13 protein-coding genes are annotated in these 15099 nt (G+C 67.7%); 5 read left to right on the plus strand and 8 right to left on the minus strand.

Going from position 1 to position 15099, the window contains the following annotated elements:
• Positions 1-570: 570 nt before the first annotated feature.
• Together EV678_RS11610 and EV678_RS11615 are read left to right on the plus strand one after the other, a co-directional pair.
• A complete protein-coding gene (locus tag EV678_RS11610) occupies positions 571-2595 on the plus strand; it encodes a primosomal protein N' (RefSeq protein ID WP_130459643.1) in 2025 nt (674 codons plus the stop codon).
• Between the two features lie 221 nt (positions 2596-2816).
• A complete protein-coding gene (locus tag EV678_RS11615; protein ID WP_130459644.1) occupies positions 2817-3929 on the plus strand; it encodes a hypothetical protein in 1113 nt (370 codons plus the stop codon).
• Positions 3930-3939: 10 nt separating this feature from the next.
• Here the strand turns inward: EV678_RS11615 and EV678_RS11620 are convergent, their stop codons facing one another.
• The 3 genes from EV678_RS11620 to EV678_RS11630 all read right to left on the minus strand — a co-directional run bounded on the left by EV678_RS11620 (position 3940) and on the right by EV678_RS11630 (position 7920).
• Positions 3940-6192 (minus strand): bifunctional diguanylate cyclase/phosphodiesterase, encoded by a 2253-nt coding sequence (locus tag EV678_RS11620; protein WP_165397509.1) that lies wholly within the window; start codon positions 6190-6192, stop codon positions 3940-3942.
• Between the two features lie 117 nt (positions 6193-6309).
• A complete protein-coding gene (locus EV678_RS11625; RefSeq protein ID WP_130459646.1) occupies positions 6310-7011 on the minus strand; it encodes an MOSC domain-containing protein in 702 nt (233 codons plus the stop codon).
• 18 nt (positions 7012-7029) lie between these two features.
• Positions 7030-7920 carry an ROK family protein gene (locus tag EV678_RS11630; protein WP_130459932.1) on the minus strand — a complete coding sequence of 297 codons (891 nt, stop codon included), beginning with the start codon at positions 7918-7920 and terminating at the stop codon, positions 7030-7032.
• 231 nt (positions 7921-8151) lie between these two features.
• Here EV678_RS11630 and EV678_RS11635 point away from each other — a divergent pair, with 231 nt between their 5' ends.
• A complete protein-coding gene (locus tag EV678_RS11635; RefSeq protein WP_130459647.1) occupies positions 8152-8667 on the plus strand; it encodes a DUF2059 domain-containing protein in 516 nt (171 codons plus the stop codon).
• Between the two features lie 70 nt (positions 8668-8737).
• On the opposite strand, the gene EV678_RS11640 is transcribed toward EV678_RS11635, so the two are convergent.
• Both EV678_RS11640 and can read right to left on the minus strand, forming a co-directional pair.
• Positions 8738-10297: an acetyl-CoA hydrolase/transferase family protein gene (locus EV678_RS11640; protein WP_014235907.1), complete on the minus strand. Its 1560-nt coding sequence runs from the start codon at positions 10295-10297 to the stop codon at positions 8738-8740.
• 174 nt (positions 10298-10471) lie between these two features.
• Complete coding sequence (gene can, locus EV678_RS11645) at positions 10472-11128, minus strand: carbonate dehydratase (RefSeq protein WP_014235906.1); 657 nt, start codon at positions 11126-11128, stop codon at positions 10472-10474.
• Positions 11129-11291: 163 nt separating this feature from the next.
• Here can and EV678_RS11650 point away from each other — a divergent pair, with 163 nt between their 5' ends.
• Positions 11292-11624, plus strand: a complete 333-nt coding sequence (locus tag EV678_RS11650; RefSeq protein WP_014235905.1) for a DUF1840 domain-containing protein — start codon at positions 11292-11294, stop codon at positions 11622-11624.
• Between the two features lie 8 nt (positions 11625-11632).
• Here EV678_RS11650 and EV678_RS11655 read toward each other — a convergent pair whose 3' ends face one another.
• From EV678_RS11655 to EV678_RS11665, 3 genes are all read right to left on the minus strand, one after another.
• Positions 11633-12010 (minus strand): hypothetical protein, encoded by a 378-nt coding sequence (locus tag EV678_RS11655; RefSeq protein ID WP_014235904.1) that lies wholly within the window; start codon positions 12008-12010, stop codon positions 11633-11635.
• A gap of 76 nt (positions 12011-12086) precedes the next feature.
• The gene (locus EV678_RS11660) at positions 12087-12452 is read right to left on the minus strand and encodes a cupin domain-containing protein (protein WP_014235903.1); all 366 of its coding nucleotides are present in this window, start codon (positions 12450-12452) and stop codon (positions 12087-12089) included.
• A 20-nt stretch (positions 12453-12472) separates the two neighbouring features.
• A complete protein-coding gene (locus EV678_RS11665; RefSeq protein WP_130459648.1) occupies positions 12473-14299 on the minus strand; it encodes a M61 family metallopeptidase in 1827 nt (608 codons plus the stop codon).
• Between EV678_RS11665 and EV678_RS11670 the strand changes: the two genes are divergently transcribed.
• On the plus strand, positions 14298-15092 hold the full coding sequence (locus EV678_RS11670) for an N-acetylmuramoyl-L-alanine amidase family protein (protein ID WP_235832457.1): 795 nt from the start codon (positions 14298-14300) through the stop codon (positions 15090-15092). The genes EV678_RS11665 and EV678_RS11670 overlap by 2 nt on opposite strands.
• Positions 15093-15099: the final 7 nt, after the last annotated feature.

The raw sequence follows: 15099 nt of genomic DNA on the forward strand, positions 1-15099 counted from the left end.
CGGGGCCCCTGCCGTCAGCGGCTTCCCGCCTGCCTTTCCTCCTAGCCCTCGCCATCCTCCAGTTCCCCTGCCCCATTCCGGGGATAACTCGGGGACGGGACCGTTCCCCAAAGTTTTTTCGCTCCTTCCCCTTGACTTATGCACAGAAAGAGGGCGCGGTAACGATTTGTTACAAAAGGCCGGCTATTACTTTGGGCATATTTGTAAGTTGTTGATTTATAAGGGCGATAGGAGTGCCTTATTTTGCAGCAAAGTGACAAAAACCCTTGCGGGGGGCCTGCTTAGCAAAATTATTCCAGCACAATCCACAAAGTTATCCACAGGAATTGTGAGTAAGTGAAAAAGTCCTTTCGGGCAAAGGGCTTGGCCCCTATTCAGGAGAAAGACGGCGAACTTGTGCCCCTAACTTGGGCTGAGAGTTGGGCTGTGCATTGGGCCGAGATCCCGCCCGTGGAAGCGGGGCCCGGCCCGGAAGATCCCCGCCGGTCCGCCGGCCTTTCCCAAAGGCCCCCGATCCCTTAAGCTTCCGGCCTTGCCGGTCTCATGCCGCCGGCCCCTTTGCCCATCCCCATGCCCGTCATCCGCGTCGCCCTCGACGTTCCCCTGCACCGCCAGTTCGACTACCTGGCCCCCGACGCCCAGCCCGACGACGTGGGCCGGCGGGTGCGGGCGCCCTTCGGCCGGGGCACGCGCATCGGCGTCATCACCGCCGTGCTCGGCGCTGACGAGGAAGGGGACCTGCCCCTGGACAAGCTGAAGGCGGCGGAAATCCTGCGGGATGACGTGCCGCCCCTGCCGCCGGACTGGTTCCGCCTCACCGAATTCTGCAGCAGCTATTACCAGGCCCCCATCGGCGAGGTGATGCTGGCGGCTTTGCCGGTGGGCCTGCGCCGTACCGATCCGCCCAAGGCCCGGGCGGTGAAGGCCAAGGTCAAGGTGGAGGCGCCCCAGGTGGCGCCCGAGCTGACCCCGGGCCAGGCCGAGGCCGTCGCCGCCGTACTGGCGGCGGGGGTGGGCACGGCGCCCCGTTTTGCCCCTTTCCTGCTCTACGGCATCACCGGCTCGGGCAAGACCGAGGTGTACCTGCGCCTGGTGGAGGCGGCCCTGGCCGGCGGCCACCAGGCCCTGCTGCTGGTGCCGGAAATCAACCTGACGCCCCAGCTGGAGGAGCGGGTGCGGCGCCGCTTCCCCGGCGTCGGCCTGGTCAGCCTGCACAGCGAACTCACCGAGGCCGCCCGCACCCGGCACTGGAAGGCGGCCTTCAAGGGCGAGGCCCGCATCGTCCTCGGCACCCGCCTTTCCATTTTCACGCCCCTGCCCGACCTGGGCCTGATCGTGGTGGACGAGGAGCACGATCCCTCCTTCAAGCAGCAGGACGGCATGCGCTACTCGGCCCGGGACGTGGCCGTGTTCCGCGCCTGGCAGCGGGGCGTGCCCATCGTCCTGGGCTCGGCGACGCCGTCCCTGGAAACCTGGGCCAACGCCACCGGCGAGGGTATTCCCCGGCGCTACACCCTGCTGACCCTGGTGGACCGGGCCAACGCCGCCGCCTCCCTGCCGCCGGTGCGGCTGCTGGACACCCGCCGGGAGAAGCTCCAGGACGGCCTTTCCGCGGCCCTCCTGGCGGCCCTGCAGGTGCGCCTGGAACGGGGCGAGCAGAGCCTGGTGTTCCTCAACCGGCGCGGTTACGCCCCGGTGCTGGCCTGCCCTTCCTGCGGCTGGATTTCCCGCTGCCGCCGCTGCGCCGCCAACCTGGTGCTGCACCTGGCCGACCGGCGCCTGCGCTGCCACCACTGCGGCTTCGAGAACGGCATTCCCCGGGCCTGCCCCAGCTGTGGCAACCAGGACATCCATCCCTTCGGCCGCGGCACCCAGCGCCTGGAGACGACCCTGCAGGAACGCTTTCCCGAGGCCCGCATCCTGCGGGTGGACCGGGATTCGGCGAAGAGCCGCAAGCAGTGGGAAGCCCTGGCGGAAAAGATCCACGCCGGCGAGGCCGACATCCTGGTGGGCACCCAGATGCTGGCCAAGGGCCACGACTTTCCCCGCCTCACCCTGGTGGGCGTCACTGGCGCCGATGCGGCCCTCTTCGCCGCCGACTGGCGCGCCCCGGAGCGCCTCTTCGCCCAGCTGATGCAGGTGGGCGGTCGCGCCGGCCGCGCCGAACTGCCCGGCGAGGTGCTGATCCAGACCGAACACCCGGAACATCCCCTCTACGGCGCCCTGCAGCAGCACGACTTCGCCGCCTTTGCCGCCAGCCAGCTGGAAGAGCGGCGCAGTGCCGGCTTTCCGCCCTACTCCTACCAGGTCATGCTGCGGGCCGAGGCGCCGGAGATGGGGCCGGCCCTGGAGTACCTGGCCCAGGCCCGGGCCCTGGGGGCCGACCTCAACGGCAATGGCCCGGTGCTGCTGTACGACCCGGTGCCCATGCGCATGGCCCGCCGGGCCAACCTGGAGCGGGCCCAACTGCTCGCCGAATCCACCTCCCGCCCCGCCCTGCAGGCCTTCCTGGCCGAATGGCGGCCCCTGCTCGAAGGCATCAAGGCGCCCTCACGCCTGCGCTGGCATCTGGAAGTGGACCCCCTGGAATTCTGAAGCCGGGGCGGCGGCCGTTGCCGGCCACACCCAGCCATATCCTGCCGCCGAGACCGTCCATCATTGCCGCCGGCAAGCCCGGTGGAATACCTCCATTTCGCGTCAACCCGCTGAAACTCAAGGTTTTTTACATTTGGCAAGACTCTTGCAAAGGCTCTGGCCCGAGCCCATTCCGGGCCGGGCCTTTGTGGAGAGAAATCATGAGAATCCAGGATTGCCAGATGGATATCAGCTGTCAGCGCACGGCCAGCGAAACCCGGGAGGCCAGCTATGTCTTCCGGGTGGAGCACGATGGCGAGTTCAAGGACATGCTGAAAAGCTATGCCAAGGACGGCAAGATCGTCGCTCAGGAGGTGGAGCCGAGGGCCTCGGCCGTCGCCGTGGTGCCGGAAAGCTGGAGCAGCGGCGCCATCGCCAGCGGCGACGAAAGCCGCCGGCGCAGGGTGGACCAGCTGCTGCAGGAGATGATCACCCGGCTGTTCGCCATGCTCACCGCCGGCGACAAGGACTGCTGCTGCGACAAGGACGGGGACAGCACCGGCCTGCCTGACCTGGGCCAGGGCAAAGGGGCGTCAGCCAGAACGCCGGCGGCGGGGGATTTTGAAGCCCAGCCCCGTATGCCCCGGGTGCGGGTGGTGGCCTGGGAGTCGGAGACCAACCTCAAGGTGCGGGAAAGCGAATCCACCACGGTCTGCGCCAGCGGCAGCGTGCGCACCGCCGACGGCCGCTGCATCGACTTCGACCTGGAAGTGGCCATGCAACGCCAGTACGAGGCCGACTACCAAAAGAAGGAAAGCGGTACCTGGGAACTGAAAGATCCCCTGGTGCTCAACTTCCCGGGCAAGGCGGCCGAGTTGGCCGACACCCGCTTCGACTTCGACCTGGATGCGGACGGCGACCAGGAGTCGGTGGCCGGCCTCGGCCGGGGCTCCGCCTTCCTGGCCCTGGACCGCAACGGCGACGGCGCCATCAACGACGGCCGGGAGCTGTTCGGCGCCCTTTCCGGCAACGGCTTTGCCGATCTCAAGGCCTACGACACGGACGGCAACAACTGGATCGACGAAGCCGACGCCATCTATTCCCAACTGCGGTTGTGGCAGCCCGGTGCCGACACGGCGGCAGCCGGAAAGGCGGGTCAGGAAGGCCAGGGCGCCGGCCTGCAGACCTTGCAGGAGGCGGGTGTGGGCGCCCTCTGGCTGGGCTCGGTGCAGAGCGAGTTCAGCCTCAAGGACGGGGACAACCAGCAGCAGGGCCAGGTGCGCCAGACCAGCGTCTGGCTGGCCGAGAACGGCGAGGCCGGTTCCCTGCAGCAGGTGGATCTGGCCACCACCTGAAGGGCTGGCCTCAGGCCTCTCCCGGGGCCAGTTCCGGCGTCCAGCACAGATGCCGGTTCTTGCCCCGGGCCTTGGCCTGGTACATGGCCGCATCGGCCCGGGCCATGAGCAGTTCCACGTTGTCGCCGTCCGCCGGGTAGAAGGCGATGCCGATGCTGGCGCCGACGCGGAAGCTGCGGCTGTCCAGCAGCACCGGCTCGTTGATGGCGGCGATGATGCGTCGCGCTGCCTCTTCCGTTTCTGCAATGCCCTGGCCGTTGTTGAGGTTCTCCAGGAGCACGGTGAATTCGTCGCCGCCCTGGCGGGAGACGCTGTCCACCTTGCGCAGCACGCTGGTGATGCGCCGCGCCACCTCCACCAGCAGGCGGTCGCCGGTATTGTGGCCGGCGCTGTCGTTAACCGCCTTGAAGCCGTCCAGGTCCATGAACATCAGGGCCAGGCCGGTGCCGTTGCGTTCGGCCCGGGCCAGGGCCTGGCAGACCCGGTCCTGGAACAGGTTGCGGTTGGGCAGCTGGGTCAGGCCGTCAAAATGGGCCAGGTGCTCCATCTGCTCGGCCAGATGCTTCTGTTCGGTGATGTCGGAAAAGACGTGCACGTAGTGGGTGAGGCGGCCTTCGCCGTCGCGCAGGGTCGAGATATCCAGCAGGCAGGCGAAGAGATGGCCGTCCTTGTGCCGCTGCCACACCTCCCCCTGCCAGAAACCACGGCTCTGCAGGGCCTGGTGCATGTGGTGGTAGAACTCGGCGTCGTGCACACCGGAGGCCAGCAGGCCGGGGGAATGGTCTTCCACCTCTTCCGGCGCGTAGCCGGTCATCAGGCAGAAGGCCGGATTGACGCGGAAGATGCGCTCGCTGGCATCTGTGACCATGACCGCCTCGTGGGTCTGGGCCACGATGGCGTCGGAGAGCCACAGCTGGCGCTGCTCTTCCCGCAGCTGGGTGAGGTCGTGGCCGATCAGGGCGACGTGGCTGATGTGGTCGCTGCCATCGTGTACCGGCACCGCGGTCCAGCGCACGGTGCGCTCGCCGCTGGGGTAGGTGGTGGTCTGTTCGGCCTCCTGCACCTGGCCGCTGCGCACCGTCTGTTCCAGCATCAGCTGGCGGCGCAGGGCATCTTCCGGCGTCAGCACCTGGTCCAGGGGATGGTGCTGCATTTCCTCGGCGCGGCGGCCGGCCAGGGTCAGGGCGGCGGGATTGAAATAGCGATAGTGGAAGTGGCCGCCGGGGTCCCGCTGCAGCATCACCATGGGATCGGGGGAGGCGGAGAAGACCGCGTGGGCCGCCTCCACTTCCTGCCGCGCCTGGCGCAGGCGGGCCAACAGCCACCACAGGAGCAGCCCGGTGAGCAGCAGCGCGGCGGTGCTGGCGGCGGTGATGCGACGATAACTGCGGGCCCGCTCCTGGTAGGGCGCCAGGACCTGGGCCTCATCGAAACCCGCCACCACGGACAGGGCCAGGCCCGGCATCTGGCCGTAGCTGTAGAGGCGCATGGTGCCGTCGAAGGAACTGGGGGCGCGGAAGCGCCCGTCGCTGCCCTGGTGCAGGGCCCGCAGCAGGGGGGCGCCGTCGCTCAGGGTCTGGCCGATGGCGGTTTCCTTGTCGGTGACGCGCACCCGCAGCACCCGGTCGTGGCCGATGAGGCCCAGCACGGTGCCGGCCTGCAGCCCCACATCCTGATAGAAGCGGGCCAGGTACTGGGGGTCCACCGAGGCCACGGCGACGCCGGCGAAGCTGCCGTCCCGGTGGTTGAGGCGGCGCGAGAGCTGGATCGACCACTTGCCCGAGGCCCGGCCCAGCACCGGCTTGCTGATGAAGACCTGGCCGCTGTCCCGGTCCACATGGACCTGGAAGTGCTCCCGGTCCTTCAGGTTGACCTGCTTGAAGGGGACGTTGCTCCACTGCAGTTCGCCGTCGGCCCCGATCACCCCCAGCTGGACGAAGATGGAACTGTGCTCCAGGGCCCGGCGGAATTCGCTGAACTCCCGGGTGCCCGGCCGCTCCTCGAACTCGGCCTTGAGCAGGCGGAGAATCTGGTCCGCCGTGGTCAGGGTGTTGTGGCTGTGTTCCTGGAAGGTGCGGCGCAGATAGTCCAGCTGGCGGTAGCCGTGTTCCAGCTCCCGTTCCTTCTCGTGGGCGAGGATGATATCCACCGCCGCCCACAGCAGGGCGCTGAGGAGCAGGGCCAGCAACAGGGGCAAGGCCTCGACACCACGCCGGATGGGGCGCAGGGAGACCTGGGGTCTGATGGGCGCGTCAGTCTTCATCGGCACGTCCTGTGGCCATGGGAGCCGCTCCTGGCGGTGCATTCCGCCTATATGACTTTAATCCCATCCTAGTATGCCGATGCCGGCGAGGTTTAACGTACGTCAAACAATGGGCATTCAGTCGCGGCGCGGATGCCAGGTGGTGGCGGCCGCGGCGGCCGCCTGGGGATTGGCCCGCAGCCAGTCGGCCCGCTGCCGCAGGCGCCGGCTCCAGTCCGGGGTCAGGCCCGGGGTGGCGGCCAGGCGCTCCAGCAGTTCCAGGGGCGGCCGGTGGATCTGCCAGCCCTGCCACAGTTCGGCCAGGGACACCGGGTCCGGGTTGCGCGCTTCCAGTTGCAGGGCATCGCCCACCCGGGCCGAGCCCGGGGTGAGGACGCGGAAATACCAGCCGGTGAGGCCGTGCTCGGCGATGTGGGCGGCGATGCCGTCGGCGCCGTGGCGGGAGTCGATTTTCCAGCAGGGGGAGCGGGGCTGGGAAACCTGCAGGCGGGCGCTGCCGAAGACGTAGATGTCGCCGATGCAGACCTGGGTCTCGTCGGTGCCGGCCACCGCCAGGTTTTCCCCCAGGCTGCCGGGTACCAGGGTGCTTGCCGCCTCGGGAAAGGCCGCCGCCAGCTTGCCGTAGTGGTCGCTGGGGTAAAGATGGACGGCCTTCTCCGGCCCGCCATGGACGCGCCGGTCGGCCTGGGCGTCGCCCTCCAGGCCGAGGGGGCCGATGGCCAGCGGGCCGTCCACGGCATTCTTGTAGATGGCCGTGGGGCGGCCTTCCGGCAGGGCGGAAACGGGACCGACGGCGAGGCGGGAGACGATCAGGGCCATGCTTTCACTTTCAGGCAATCACCACAGCCAGGCCGCGCCCCGCACTCCGGAGGAGTCGCCGTGCACGGGCGGCAGCAGGCGGGTGGCGATGTGGTCGGAAAAGACGTGGGGTGCCCACAGGGGGGGCACGTTGGCATAGAGCCGTTGCAGGTTGGACAGGCCGCCGCCGAGGACGATCACGTCCGGGTCCACGATATTCATCACCGTGGCCAGGGCCCGCGCCAGACGGGCTTCGTAGCGCTGCAGGGTGGCCTCGCAGCGGGCGTCGCCGGCGGCCGCTGCGGCGGCGATGGCGGCTGCCTCCATGGCTTCGCCGCCGTGGCGTTGATGGTCGGCCGCCAGGGCCGGGCCCGAGAGATAGGTTTCGACGCAGCCGTGGCGGCCGCAGTAGCAGGGCGGCAGGGGCAGGTCGTCGGCTCCGGCGCCGGGTAGGGGGATGTGGCCCCACTCGCCGGCGATGCCGTTGGCACCCCGCAGCACCTGGCCGTCGATGACCAGGCCGCCGCCGACCCCGGTGCCGAGGATGACGCCGAAGACGCAGCGGGCACCCCGCCCTGCCCCGTCCATGGCTTCGGACAGGGCGAAGCAGTTGGCGTCGTTGGCCAGGCGCACCGGCCGTTGCAGCAGGGCCTCCAGGTCCCGGCCCAGGGGCTGGCCGATGAGGCAGGTGGAATTGGCGTTGCGGATGTGGCCGGTGAGGATCGATTCGCTGCCGGGCATGCCGACGCCGACGCTGCCCGTCATCCGCAGCGCTGCTTCAGCCTCCCGCACCAGGCCTGCCACCGCCTGCAGGGTGGCGCCGTAGTCGCCCCGGGGCGTCGGCACCCGGCGGCGCAGCAGTTCCCGGCCGTCGTCGCCCAGGGCGATGATCTCGATCTTGGTGCCGCCCAGGTCGATGCCGAGACGCACGGTCACGCCCTCGGCAGCCGCAGAGGCGGGGTGGTTGCTATGGTGCGGATGGTGGCGGGGATGGGCATTGCAGCGTCGGCAAATGGCAGGCGGGCCATTCTGGCACAGGGGCGGGAGCGGGAAAAGCCGGCGGGGACGCGGGGCAGCCCGCATTGGCGTTTGCCAAGTCGGACGGCATAATCCCCGGGCTCGTAGCCTTGTCTTTTACCCCATCCCTTTTTTGGAATCCCCATGCGCTCATCAATCCGCAACCTGCTGCTCCTTGTCCTTCTGCTCGGGAGCTCTGCAGCCCTGGCCGAGCCGGCCAGCGAAGCCTCGGTCCGGCGCCTGCTGGAGGTGACCCAGGCCCGCGCCCTGTTGCAGCAAGTGCAGCAGCAGGCCCAGGGCATGATGCAGGGCCTGGCGCAGCAGAGCCTGCGGGGCAAGTCGCCGACCCCGGCCCAGGAGGCGGCCATCACCCGGATGACGGCGCGCATGGTGGCCCTGATCCAGGAGCAGTTGTCCTGGGAGCGCCAGGAGCCGATGTACATGCGCCTTTATACCCAGACCTTCACCGAGGACGAAGTGGCCGGCATGCTCGCCTTCTACGAAACGCCGGCGGGCCGCGCCACCATCGAGAAGATGCCCCTGGTGCTGCGTCAGATCTCCCAGGAGTCCCAGCGCTCCATGGCGGAAATGGGCGCCCAGCTGAAGGCAATCCAGAGGGATTTCGTGGCCGAGATGCAGGCCGCCAGCGGCAAGCCCTGAAAGGATTTTCCTCGAAAAAAAACCGGCCCCTCGGAGCCGGTTTTCGTTTGGGTGGAAAGAACCGCCCGGCTTACTTCTTCCAGGCGTCGGCCTGCACCAGGGAGTCGTCGCGCCAGGCTTCCCGGGCGGCCTTGTTGGCCATCCAGTTGGGCATGAAGGTGAAGGCTTCGTCCAGCAGGTGCGGGGTGTGGCGGCCGGGGGAGTAGCGCAGGGAGCGCTCGTAGTACTCCTGCAGGGCCGGCTTGAAGTTGGGGTGGGCACACTTCTCGATGACCACCTTGGCCCGGGCCTTGGGGGAAAGGCCGCGCAGGTCGGCCAGGCCCTGTTCGGTGACGATCACCTGCACGTCGTGCTCGGTGTGGTCCACGTGGGAGACCATGGGCACGATGCAGGAGATGGTGCCGCCCTTGGCGCTGGAGGGGGTCATGAACATGGAGATGAAGGCGTTGCGGGCGAAGTCGCCGGAGCCGCCGATGCCGTTCATGATGGAAGTGCCCATGATGTGGGTGGAGTTCACGTTGCCGTAGATGTCGGCTTCGATGAGCCCGTTCATGGCGATGACGCCGAGGCGGCGGATCACTTCCGGATGGTTGGAGATCTCCTGGGGCCGCAGGATGATCTTGTTCTTGAAGTCCTTCAGGTTGGCGGTGAGATCGGCCAGGGCCTCGGGGGAGAGGGAGAAGGAGGTGGCGGAAGCACAGGTCATCTTGCCGCACTTCAGCAGTTCCAGCATGCCGTCCTGCAGCACTTCGGTGTAGGCGGTGAGGTTCTCGAAGGGACCGTCCTTCAAACCGGCCATCACGGCGTTGGCCACGTTGCCGACACCGGACTGCAGAGGCAGCAGGTTGGTCGGCAGGCGGCCCATCTTCACCTCATGCTGGAGGAAGTCCAGGATGTGGCCGGCGATCAGCTTGGAGTTGGCGTCCGGCGGGGTGAAGGCGGAGTTGCGGTCCGGCTTGTTGGTCTCGACGATGGCGATGATCTTGCTGGGATCGACGTTGAAGTAAGGCTGGCCGATGCGGTCTTCGGTGCGGATGATGGGGATGGGCTTGCGGTGGGGCGGCAGGGCGGTGCCGTAATAGATGTCGTGCATCCCTTCCAGGTCCAGGCTCTGCCAGGAGTTCACTTCCAGGATGATCTTGTCGGCCTGGTCCAGCCAGGTCTTGTTGTTGCCGACGGAGGAAGACGGAATCAGCTTGCCGTCTTCGGTGATGCCGGCCACTTCCACCACGGCCACGTCCAGCTTGCCGAGGAAGCCGCCCCAGACGAACTGGGAAACGTGGGACAGGTGGATGTCGATGTATTCCATCTCGCCGGCGTTGATGCGCTTGCGGCAGGTGGGGTCGGACTGGTAGGGCAGACGCATCTCGACGCCGTCCACCATGGCCAGGGCGCCGTCCAGTTCGGGGGCGGTGGAAGCGCCGGTCCAGACGCCGATCTTGAACTTCTTGCCGTTCAGATTGGAGTCCATGATGTGCTTGGCGAGGGCGGCGGGCACGACCTTGGGGTAGCCTGCGCCGGTGAAGCCGCTCATGCCGACGTTCATGCCGGACTGAATGAGGGCGGCGGCCTGTTCGGCCGACATGATCTTGCTGCGCATGGCAGCGTTAAGAATCCGGGTTCCGGACATGGGTGAAACTCCTGCTGTTGATTGTGGGGGTCAGCAACGGCCCGGACTTTCTTGGGTGGCCCGGGTCCAGCGGCTGGCTGGTCTCAAAGGTGATGCACGCCGGCGGGACGCGGATGGGCGTCCGTTAACGTGAAAAAACCGCCCGTGTTGCGGGCGGCCTCTCCGCAAGTCAGATCAGGCCGGCGAGCCGATCTGGGCGATCGCAGCCTCGTAGGCCGCGTGGGTGTCCTGGTGAGAATTCACCGAAATGTTCATGTCGTTGGCCAGGCCGTCGGCCAGGCCGTAGACCCAGCCGTGCACCGTCAGGTCCTGGCCCCGGTCCCAGGCATCGCGGACCACGGTGGCATGGCAGACGTTGAGCACCTGCTCGATGACGTTGAGCTCGCACAGGCGGTCCAGGCGCACGGCCGGGTCGGCGATGGCATTGAGCATGGCCAGGTGCTTCTGGCGCACGTCCTGGATGTGGCGCAGCCAGTTGTCCACCAGGCCGACGCGCAGGTTGTCGAGCACCGCCTTGACGCCGCCACAGCCGTAGTGGCCCACCACCAGGATGTGCTTCACGTGCAGCACATCGACGGCGTACTGCAGCACCGAGAGGCAGTTCAGGTCGCTATGCACCACCACGTTGCCGATGTTGCGATGGACGAACACTTCCCCCGGTTGCAGGCCGGTGATCTGGTTGGCCGGGACCCGGGAATCGGAACAGCCGATCCACAGGTATTCGGGATTCTGTAATGTGGCGAGGCGGTCGAAGAATTCCGGATCTTCGGAACGAATGCGTTCCGACCATATCCGGTTCTGTTCGAAAAGGTGGTCAAGACTGGATGCCATGCATGGCCTTCCATTACATAATTATGAATAACGGCATTTTACCCCATGGCGCCGGGTAGGTCGAAGGTCGGGGGCGAAGGGCCGGGAGAGGGGTAGAATCGAGGCCTGCACCAGGGCGCCAAGCCCAGGCCCGGCGGGCCCTGCCGCCACAGGAGAGCACACCATGATCGTCAAGTTCCAGTCCGTCGCCACCGCCGACATCATCACTTTCGCCGACGTGGCCCGGGTCCTGCTGAAAATCCTCGGCAAGGAGCCCACCGCCCGGGGCGTCATCGTGCCCGAAGACATGACCGAGGCCCTGGCCCGCCTGGCGGCCCTCTGTCACAAGGAAGGGGAAAGCGCCGAGGCGGCGCCGGACAGCGGCGTCGGCGTCGAGGCCCACGAACTGGTGGCCCTCTCACAGCGGGTGCAGCCCTTCATCCGCATGTTCGACCGGGCCCATCTGGCGGGTAAGCCGGTGACCTGGACGGCGGCCAAGGATTTCTACGAAGACTGAAGGCGCCTTCAGCAGCTGCGCATGACGAAGACGATGGCCGCGGCGAAGGCCAGGGCCAGGATGCCGGCTACGGCGATGCGCCGCTGATTGTCCGGGGAGCGCTGCTGGCGTTGTGCTTCCACCAGGTTCACCACCTCGCCGATGAGCACCATGCCGCTCAGGGCCAGGCCGGCGGAGAGGTAGAAAAGGGTGACGATGGCGCCGTTTTCCGAGAGACGGCACAGGTAGCTGGGGTAGAACTGGGGCTTGGCCAGGGACAGGTAGCCGATGAACATGACCAGACCGGCCGGCACCAGCACGGCCAGCAGCAGTTTCCAGGCGTGCTTGCTGAAGAGCCAGCGCACGCCCAGGATCAGGTCGCCCCACAGTGCCTTGAGTACGGACAAATTCCGCCCTCCCCGTTTGCCATTGGCTCCATCATAAGAGGGGACGGCCTCAGCCGCCATGGGTATTTACCCCGCCTCAGCCGGCGGGCTGGTCCACCATCACGTAGCGTTTTTTCACCGCCTCGATCACCTTGAACACGCCGCTGAAGCCGGCGGGAATGATGGCCGCATCGCCGGGCCCGTATTCCCGTACCTCGCCGCTGTCGGCAATGAGCTGCAGCCGCCCTTCCAGCACCTGGAAGAACTCGTGGCGATGGGCGTGGAAGGCGATCTTCCAGGCCCCCGGCTCGCAGGCCCACACACCCATGGAAATGCCCTGCTGCTCGTACAGCTCCCAGGTGGTGCGCCGGGGCGGCGTGCCGATACAGCGTTCCGGGGCGGGCTGGTCCAGGGTTGGCGCCGGCAGCGGGTCGGCGAAGTGGATGGCGCGGGGGGCAGTCATGGTGGGCTTCTCCACGATGCTCAGGCGCCGATCCAGCCCTGGCGCAGGGCCTGGGCGGCCCGGTCGGCCTTGGCCGTGAGGCTGAGCTTGGCGGTGTCGGCCGCCGGGGCGGCCAGGGTCAGGCTGGCCTCGATCAATTCGTCGCGGCGGAAGGCGTGCAGCTGTACCTGATCTCCCGCCCGGTGGCGCTTGAGGCGCTTCTCCAGGGCGGCGGGGGTGAGCTTGAGGCCGTCCCAGGCGATCAGCACGTCGCCGGCCGAGAGGCCCGCCGCTTCCGCCGGGCCGCCGTTGTACACGCTGGTCAGCTTCACTTCGCTACCCTCGCCGCCGGTCTTGGCCCCGAGGACAGGCAGGCTGGAAGCCGCTTCCCAGGCCAGGGTGACGCCGAAGGGCTTCAACAGCCGCTCCAGGGGCAGATCGCCGGTGCCCGTCACCGCCTGCTTCAGCCAGCGGGCGGCGGCCGCACCGCCCACCTCGGCCACGGCGGCGAAGACGCTGTTAGGCCCCTCCTCCGCCACGCCGATGCCAGTACGGCCATGGCGCTGCCACAGCAGCTGCATCACCTGATCCAGGTTCGCCTTGCCGCCGCTCTCGGCCCGCAGCTTCAGGTCCAGGGCCAGGGCGATGAGGGAGCCCTTGGCGTAGTAGCTGACCACGGCGTTGGGGGCGTTTTCGTCCTGCCGGTAATACTTGGTCCAGGCGGTGAAGGAGGACTCGGCCACGCTCTGCAGGTGGCGCCCCGGGCCCTTCTTCACGGCACTGGCAGTCTTGGCCAGCAGGTTGAGATAGGTGGCGCTGTCAATGGCGCCGCTCTTCACCAGGCAGAGGTCGTCGTAATAGGAAGTGAAGCCCTCGAAGGCCCACAGCAGGCGGGTGTAGGCCTCCTGGGTGAGGTCGTAGGGGACGAAGGCGGCGGGCTTGATGCGCTTCACGTTCCAGGTGTGGAAATACTCGTGGCTGCACAGGCCGAGGAAGGTGACGTAGGCTTCGGGCAGGGGGCCGCTGGCGGGTGTATTGCTGTTGGGCAGGTCGTCCCGGGAACAGAGCAGGGCCGTGGAGGCGCGATGCTCCAGGCCGCCGTAGCCGTCGCCCACGGCCATCACCAGGAAGACGTAGCGGTCCATGGGGGCCTTGCCGCCAAAGAGATCGATCTGCCATTCGCAGATGGGCTTGAGGTCGGCGGCCAGACGCTTCAGGTCCACGTCCGTGCGGCCGGTGACGGCGATGGCATGGGGCACGCCCCGGGCCTTGAATTCGATGAGGGCGAAAGTGCCCATTTCCACCGGATGGTCGATCAGTTCGTCGTAGTCTGCGGCCCGGTAGCGGCCGAAGCCGTAGAGGGCGGCGGCGCCCTTCTCTCCTTTGGCCACGGGCAGGCTGGTGGCTACCCGCCAGGCGGCGTAGGCCTTGCCCTGGGGCTTCACCAGTTCCACCCGGCAAGGCCGGTCTTCCTGGCCCAGGGCGCAGAGAAAGACGCTGGTGCCGTTAAAGAAGCCGTGGCTCCCATCCAGATGGGCGCCACGCACCGAGAGGTCCCAGGCGTAGACCTCCATGGTCACGCTCAAGGCGGTGCCGGCGGGCACCTTCTCCGCCTGCCAGGTGGCCTTGTCGATCTGGGTCAGGCCCACCGCCTTGCCGCCGGCACTGGCCTCGATGCGCACGATATTCTTGGCGAATTCCCGGATCATGTAGCTGCCGGGAATCCAGGTGGGCAGGGCAAAGCGTTGCCCCGCCGGGTCCGGGTCGGTTACGGTGCACGTCACCTGGAAGAGATGGGCCTCGGGCCGGATGGGCACCAGGCGGTAATCGACAGACGGCAGTGCAACGGAAGGAGTTTTCTTGGCCATGGCAATCACGCAGAGTCAGAGTGAAGGGCGGCAGCGCCGGCCCTGGAGCATGGCCGCCATTCTAGCCTGCCTGCTGCTGACCGCCCTCGCCCCCCTCCCGGCCCGGGCCGCCGGCACCGTGGCGGTGGATGTGGGCCACGGCCTGTGGGACTCCGGCGCCATCAGCGCCCGGGGCGCCACCGAATTCGACTTCAACCTCAACCTGGCCCGGGTGCTGCGGCCGGTTCTGGAAGCCCGGGGCCTCACGGTGCGTCCGGTGAATTTCGACGGCGAAATCGAAAGTCTGCAGGCCCGGGTCGATGCCGCCGCCGGCAGCGACTTCCTGCTCTCCATTCATCACGATTCGGTGGCCTCCTTCAAGCTCACCGCCTGGAACTGGATGGGCGAAGACCTGGATTTCGCCGACGAGGACCGGGGCTTCGCCCTCTTCATCTCCCACCGCAATCCCCGGCTGGAAGAAAGCCTGGCCTGCGCTTCCGCCATGGGGCGGGCACTGAGGGCCCGGGGCTTCGTCCCCGCCACCCACCACGGCACCACCGCCGCCGGCACGCCCCGGCCCTGGGCGGATGAGGAGAACGGGGTGCGCTTCTATGACACGCTGTTTGTCATTTCACACGGGGCTATGCCGTCGGTGCTGTTCGAGGCGGGGGTGTTGAAGCATCGGGATGAGGAACTGGCCCTGCGGGACCGGAGCCGCCAGCAGGCCATGGCGCAAGGCCTGGCGGAGGGGCTGGCGGTGTGCCTGGGGGAACCCCTGAAAGCAGAGGGCCAGTTGCCTGGCCCCCGGAACTAAGCGGCGG

It is taken from the genome of Azospira oryzae (genome assembly GCF_004217225.1).
Taxonomy (GTDB): Bacteria; Pseudomonadota; Gammaproteobacteria; order Burkholderiales; family Rhodocyclaceae; genus Azospira; species Azospira oryzae.

Excerpts from the sequence above, each read along its gene's own strand:
- EV678_RS11650 (WP_014235905.1), top strand. The coding sequence starts at position 11,292 with ATGATCGTCAAGTTCCAGTCCGTCGCCACCGCCGACATCATCACTTTC.
- EV678_RS11660 (WP_014235903.1), bottom strand. The coding sequence starts at position 12,452 with ATGACTGCCCCCCGCGCCATCCACTTCGCCGACCCGCTGCCGGCGCCA.
- EV678_RS11620 (WP_165397509.1), bottom strand. The coding sequence starts at position 6,192 with ATGAAGACTGACGCGCCCATCAGACCCCAGGTCTCCCTGCGCCCCATC.
- EV678_RS11670 (WP_235832457.1), top strand. The coding sequence starts at position 14,298 with ATGGCAATCACGCAGAGTCAGAGTGAAGGGCGGCAGCGCCGGCCCTGG.
- EV678_RS11625 (WP_130459646.1), bottom strand. The coding sequence starts at position 7,011 with ATGGCCCTGATCGTCTCCCGCCTCGCCGTCGGTCCCGTTTCCGCCCTG.
- EV678_RS11610 (WP_130459643.1), top strand. The coding sequence starts at position 571 with ATGCCCGTCATCCGCGTCGCCCTCGACGTTCCCCTGCACCGCCAGTTC.
- EV678_RS11640 (WP_014235907.1), bottom strand. The coding sequence starts at position 10,297 with ATGTCCGGAACCCGGATTCTTAACGCTGCCATGCGCAGCAAGATCATG.
- EV678_RS11635 (WP_130459647.1), top strand. The coding sequence starts at position 8,152 with ATGCGCTCATCAATCCGCAACCTGCTGCTCCTTGTCCTTCTGCTCGGG.
- EV678_RS11665 (WP_130459648.1), bottom strand. The coding sequence starts at position 14,299 with ATGGCCAAGAAAACTCCTTCCGTTGCACTGCCGTCTGTCGATTACCGC.
- EV678_RS11615 (WP_130459644.1), top strand. The coding sequence starts at position 2,817 with ATGGATATCAGCTGTCAGCGCACGGCCAGCGAAACCCGGGAGGCCAGC.
- can (WP_014235906.1), bottom strand. The coding sequence starts at position 11,128 with ATGGCATCCAGTCTTGACCACCTTTTCGAACAGAACCGGATATGGTCG.